The organism is Vibrio sp. 2033 (assembly GCF_033339735.1).
In genome coordinates, this window is record NZ_JAWOVC010000052.1 from 1 (window position 1) to 6232 (window position 6232).

Sequence of the window (6232 nt, forward strand, 5' to 3'; positions counted from 1 at the left end):
GCTTAGCGGAAAGTTCTTTTACCCTCAGCCGAAATGCCTGCCGTTGCTAGACATTGCCAGCCAGTGCCCGTCACTCCGCGGTCTTCACTGCGTGATCGAGTTGATCGACACCCGCCGTGACACGCTCCATGAAGTGCCTGCCTGCGTCTGTTAGCCGAACGCCCCGCGCATGGCGCTCAAATAGCAGGACACCAAGGTTATCCTCCAGCGCTTTCACACGCGCGCTGACGCTCGACTGGCTGATACCAAGTGCCTTGGCCGCATGCCGAAAATTCAGATGCTCGGCGACGGCGATGAACTGAACAAGGGAAATGAGCGGTATCCTGCCAGACAGGATACCGACATTCACGAGGTTTCGATGGTTAGTGCGCCGCATCGGAGCGGGCCTGCTACCAGTCGTCGGTTAGACGACTGGCGACTTCTCGGTGGCAGCCCCACGGAGCCGAAGGAGCACCAGCCCCAACGAAACCAGTACCGCCATCGCCGTGGCGTAACAGATCACGGGCCACGCTGTGTCACCGTTTAAAAGTGCCACCGCCAATGTCCCGACAATGCTGACTATCAGGCTTTGAACGCAGAAGTAGAACGCGACCGCTGATCCCGCGATGTCGTCGAACTCTGCCAAAGCGCCGTTCGCGGTAACGGACACCGTGAAGACAATACCGACCGCGACAACCCACATCGGTAGGATGAAGGTGAGGAATGACGGCGAGCCGTAAAGTTCGCCGATCCCCAACAGGACCGCTCCGCAAACAAGCAACGCCATCCCACGCGCCACGCATCCTGCGATGCCCCATCTGGCGACAAAGGACTTCGCGAAACGGGTTGTCACGATCATTACAAGCGCGACAGTGGCGAAGGCAAAGCTGAATCCGATCTCGGAATATTCCGCTTGGCCTATGAGCACACGGGGAGCCGTCGAGAAGAAGACGAAGTAGGTGCCCATACCGGCGCTAAAGCCGACAGTGTAAACCCAAAAAGCCGGACTCGCGAAGATCGGCAAGACAGATCGGCGCGTCTTGACTTGATCCAGAGGGCGGGTTTCGTGCCACCTGAAACCCGCATTTAGGAGTGCGAGCATCGCCAGTATAGCCAAAGTAATGAATATCGCCTGCCATCCCAAGAACTCGCCGATCAATACTCCGGCGATAGGGCCGAGCGCAGGCACGAACGCCAGCATCGAACTGAAAAGGCCGTAGATGACGACACCCTCAGGACGGTTGGCATAAACGTCGCGAACCGTCGCGAACGTCGCCACCAGCATGGCCGACGCGCCCACTGCTTGAAGTAGACGGAAAGCGACAAAGGCCGGTGCAGTTGAAGACCAAGCTGCTCCCAGAGACGCAATGACGAAAGCCGTTGCGCCCGCAAGTAGAATTGGCCGTCGCCCGATTCTGTCTGAGAGCGGACCAAAAATCACCTGGCCCACGCCGAGCATCACCATATAGAGGCTCAACGTGAGTTGGATCATAGCGGGCGTCGTGTTCAGGATGCCGGGCATCGCTGGAACGACAGGGAGATAAATATCCATCGCCAGTGAAGCGAGGATGTCGAAAGGAGCCATCAGCAGCAGTGCTGCCGGCAGCGTATAGGCCCACGCGGGGCGTGTGGTGGTCATGACGAATCAACCCTCGATTAAGGAATACCGGGCGACGTCTGCTCGTCAGCAATCAGATGAGACTAGCCTTACAGAGCGCCGCAACAACAATACTGGTTGTTGCGGCTTACTTGTCTGCTGACTTGGAATTTCCCATCTGATTACTCCACGCTTACGAATATGAATTGCTACATTTTATCCGATTATCTTTTGCTTCGCAATGCGGCATGGGCGCACTCAGCGTTCCAGCCCCCTCTGCCGCCCTAACTGCCACGACACCGACCCGCCCTGCACGATGCCCATAACCTCGCGGCCGAGTTGGCGGTCGATGATCGGCCGCCACGGGACAAGGGTGAACTCATGGGATTTCTCGACCACGGCGAACTTGCCGCTCGATAGATGCACGGTTCCGGTAAACTTGCCGCTGACGCTCTCGCCGTCCGTGGCGGCGCGGAACGGCAGGCCCTTACTCAAAGCCATATCCGATCCGACGCCGGCTACCTCGCGCTCCCGCAGGATGGCGAGAAGGTTGCGCCGGTAGAAGACGCGGCTGTCCCGGCTGCGGGTGGCGTCGCCCTGTTCGATATGGTGCTCGCGGCGCTGGTCCATGGCTTCGCGGACTTGTTGCCCGAAGCCGGTTGGCGCAAGGTCGGCCGTCTCGCCGTGGATCAGCCGCCGGTCCAGCCAGGTCGCGCCGTCCGATCCGATCTGTTTGTTCAGATCGACCGGGGAAAGGACGCGAACGCTGGCCTGACTGTCTCGGCCGGCGTCATGGGCGGCGGCACGGCTGACCAGATCATCGGGGATGCGCCATTGGTCGGCGTCGATCCGCTCGACGATACCGGCCCGGCGTAGCGCCTCCAGCCGGCGCACATGGGCATCGACATAGCCCTCATAGTCGCCGCCTGGAACGCGGCACGTATAGGAAGAATAAACGCCCTTTTCACCCAAGTCCAACAGCTTTGGACCGCAGTTGACTCTTTCGACACCCCTGCGATGCAACCCAATCCGGCTGACGGGGAGCCAGCAACGCTGAAAATTTACCCTCCTCTTTCCCACTAGCGGCTCCTTTTCCGACAACCAGCACGGCGGATCCCTGCCGCGGCGCTGTGAACGCAGCATTTTGATTGGTATCGTTGGCCTTCAGGCTCGTCAGTCAAACAGACCCAGGAGCAGCTCAGCCGGTGGCGCCCGGCTTTCGGGTAACGCCCTGGTCCCGCTGGTTTCGGCTTTGTGCTTCAGGTGATCAAGGATCTGCTTGATCACTATAGGGTCTTCAATGCAGGCGATGACTTTCATGGCGCCGCCGCAGCCGCTGCAGGTCTCGATGTCGATATTGAAAACACGCTTGAGCCGTTGCGCCCATGTCATCGACGCTCGCCGTTGTGCTGGTGTTGCCGGTTCATCAGCCACCCTGACCTTGTTGCCCCTGCCCCGTTTTGCCGGCGTGACCAACGCCCGGTGCCGACTGTTGGGTGCGAACACCCCGTGGAAGCGGGTTAGGTTGACTCTGGGCTTCGGTACCAGGGCGGCCAGCCTTGCAATGAAATCCAATGGTTCGAAAATGACGTGCGTGGTGCCGTCCCGGTACGGCGTCTTGAGCTGGTAGCGCACGTTGCCGCCTCGTGTTAACGACAGCCGCTTCTCGGATACCGCCGGGCGGCTGATGTACCGGCACAGCCGTTCGAGCTTCTTGCGTTCATCGGCCCTGGCCGCCACGCCGGCGTGCAGGCTGGACCCGGCTACCTTGCCAATCCCGTCACCGAACGGATCACCACTGGTCGGCAGAGTTTGCAAAGTGAACACCTTTCGCCCCGCCTGTGAACCGACAGCGATACGGTAAGTGATCGAGTGCCCCAGCAGGGGTGTCATCGGGTCGTCATCCACCGCATCCGAGGCCAGATAGCTGTTTTCGACATCCCGTTCCAGCAGGCCTTGCCGTTCCAGATAGCGACCCACCCGGTGGGCGATGGTGTGCGTCAGCTGGGTGAGCTCTGGGCTGGTCGGCGCCTTGACCCAGCGGAAACGCGCTGAGCCGTGGGATTGCTCGACATACACACCGTCGAGAAACAGCATGTGGAAGTGAACATTCAGATTGAGCGCCGATCCAAAACGCTGGATCAGGGTGACCGCGCCCGTCTTGGCCACTTGGTGGGTATGGCCCGCTTTCTTGACCAGGTGCCAATACCCATCTTTGTATCAACTCCCCTTCCTGCCCGGCATCCCCGCAATTGATGACTTCAGAACAAGATGCTACCAATTTTTCAATAACAGCAAATTGCCTTTTTACTCCATCGTTATCAATTAGTTTAATGCCAAATTTTTTAGGTACAATTGGCAGATCTTCCAATTTCCAGTATTTCCAATTTTCTTTGTAATCATGGGGTTCATTCAATGTACACAGATGGCCAAAAGTCCAGGTTACCCAATAGCCATTTCCTTCATAAAAGCCGTTGTTGCGTTGTTTTGCACCAATTACTTCGGCAATATCTTTTGCCACAGAAGGTTTTTCAGCTATACATAAAATCATAAGGAGGCAAAGTTAGTAAGGTCGTTGAAGTTTTGAAACCGTTACATACAAAACATTTCAACAAAAACAGTAAGTTTTAGAGTTATTTACGTGTATATTTTTTTATTTCAAAAGCAAAAGCGTGTTTTTCATCAATACCCTGTTTCAGTACAGTTTCACTATTCCACTCAGATTCAGAAAATTTAGGAAAAAAAGTATCTGCGTCAAACACTCCATCTACTTGTGTGATATACATTTCTTGAAGGATGTTTCGCTGCATAACTTCTGCATAAATTTGTCCCCCACCAATGATGAAAACAGTTCTTTCGGTTTCATTTTTATAGAACTCTAAACATTCAGTAAGTGAAAAAAAGACATGAGCTCCTGGTGCTTGATAGCCGATTTGGTGAGTTAAAACGGCATTTTCACGATTTGGCAAGGGTCTAAATTTCTCAGGAATAGATTCATAATTTTTACGTCCGGTTATTACTACATGACCTGTTGAAGTTTCTTTAAAGAATTTCATATCAGCCGGCAATTTCCATAACAAATCGTTGTCTTTACCAATGCCAAAATTTTTATCCATGGCAACAATTAATGATAGTTTCATAATGATCGGTATTGAATAATTAATTTTTTATTTGAGGCATTAAGCACATGCAATAATTTCTCAATTGGTTTTTTCACCTTTTCTTTCAAATGTAACTCATCTGCAGTTTGAATCATACGTATAGGAAGAATAAACGCCCTTTTCACCCAAGTCCAACAGCTTTGGACCGCAGTTGACTCTTTCGACACCCCTGCGATGCAACCCAATCCGGCTGACGGGGAGCCAGCAACGCTGAAAATTTACCCTCCTCTTTCCCACTAGCGGCTCCTTTTCCGACAACCAGCACGGCGGATCCCTGCCGCGGCGCTGTGAACGCAGCATTTTGATTGGTATCGTTGGCCTTCAGGCTCGTCAGTCAAACAGACCCAGGAGCAGCTCAGCCGGTGGCGCCCGGCTTTCGGGTAACGCCCTGGTCCCGCTGGTTTCGGCTTTGTGCTTCAGGTGATCAAGGATCTGCTTGATCACTATAGGGTCTTCAATGCAGGCGATGACTTTCATGGCGCCGCCGCAGCCGCTGCAGGTCTCGATGTCGATATTGAAAACACGCTTGAGCCGTTGCGCCCATGTCATCGACGCTCGCCGTTGTGCTGGTGTTGCCGGTTCATCAGCCACCCTGACCTTGTTGCCCCTGCCCCGTTTTGCCGGCGTGACCAACGCCCGGTGCCGACTGTTGGGTGCGAACACCCCGTGGAAGCGGGTTAGGTTGACTCTGGGCTTCGGTACCAGGGCGGCCAGCCTTGCAATGAAATCCAATGGTTCGAAAATGACGTGCGTGGTGCCGTCCCGGTACGGCGTCTTGAGCTGGTAGCGCACGTTGCCGCCTCGTGTTAACGACAGCCGCTTCTCGGATACCGCCGGGCGGCTGATGTACCGGCACAGCCGTTCGAGCTTCTTGCGTTCATCGGCCCTGGCCGCCACGCCGGCGTGCAGGCTGGACCCGGCTACCTTGCCAATCCCGTCACCGAACGGATCACCACTGGTCGGCAGAGTTTGCAAAGTGAACACCTTTCGCCCCGCCTGTGAACCGACAGCGATACGGTAAGTGATCGAGTGCCCCAGCAGGGGTGTCATCGGGTCGTCATCCACCGCATCCGAGGCCAGATAGCTGTTTTCGACATCCCGTTCCAGCAGGCCTTGCCGTTCCAGATAGCGACCCACCCGGTGGGCGATGGTGTGCGTCAGCTGGGTGAGCTCTGGGCTGGTCGGCGCCTTGACCCAGCGGAAACGCGCTGAGCCGTGGGATTGCTCGACATACACACCGTCGAGAAACAGCATGTGGAAGTGAACATTCAGATTGAGCGCCGATCCAAAACGCTGGATCAGGGTGACCGCGCCCGTCTTGGCCACTTGGTGGGTATGGCCCGCTTTCTTGACCAGGTGCGTGGCAATGACGCGGTAAACGATGCCCAGCACCCACCCCATGATCTCGGGCCGGCTGGCAAACAGGAAACGCAGCTGAAACGGGAAGCTCAACACCCACTGACGCATGGGTTGTTCAGGCAGTACTTCATCAACC

The 6232-nt window shown here is 55.7% G+C and carries 5 protein-coding genes and 2 pseudogenes; all 7 read right to left on the minus strand.

Annotation, left to right across the window (positions count from 1 at the left end):
- Positions 1-70: 70 nt before the first annotated feature.
- Positions 71-349, minus strand: a complete 279-nt coding sequence (locus R7P74_RS24195) for a LysR family transcriptional regulator (protein WP_001100557.1) — start codon at positions 347-349, stop codon at positions 71-73.
- A gap of 54 nt (positions 350-403) precedes the next feature.
- Positions 404-1618 (minus strand): chloramphenicol/florfenicol efflux MFS transporter FloR, encoded by a 1215-nt coding sequence (gene floR / locus R7P74_RS24200; RefSeq protein WP_000214122.1) that lies wholly within the window; start codon positions 1616-1618, stop codon positions 404-406.
- Between the two features lie 216 nt (positions 1619-1834).
- The gene (locus tag R7P74_RS24205) at positions 1835-2719 is read right to left on the minus strand and encodes a DUF3363 domain-containing protein (protein ID WP_001447541.1); all 885 of its coding nucleotides are present in this window, start codon (positions 2717-2719) and stop codon (positions 1835-1837) included.
- A gap of 30 nt (positions 2720-2749) precedes the next feature.
- Positions 2750-3778 (minus strand): annotated as a pseudogene (locus tag R7P74_RS24210) (IS91-like element ISCR2 family transposase); the annotation flags it as partial.
- Between the two features lie 13 nt (positions 3779-3791).
- A pseudogene (locus tag R7P74_RS29955) lies at positions 3792-4127 on the minus strand (toprim domain-containing protein); the annotation flags it as partial.
- Positions 4128-4209: 82 nt separating this feature from the next.
- Positions 4210-4722 carry a dihydrofolate reductase gene (locus R7P74_RS24215; protein WP_086371372.1) on the minus strand — a complete coding sequence of 171 codons (513 nt, stop codon included), beginning with the start codon at positions 4720-4722 and terminating at the stop codon, positions 4210-4212.
- Between the two features lie 345 nt (positions 4723-5067).
- Positions 5068-6232 (minus strand): IS91-like element ISCR2 family transposase (locus tag R7P74_RS24220; protein ID WP_000320694.1); only part of this gene is annotated, 1165 nt, incomplete at its 5' end.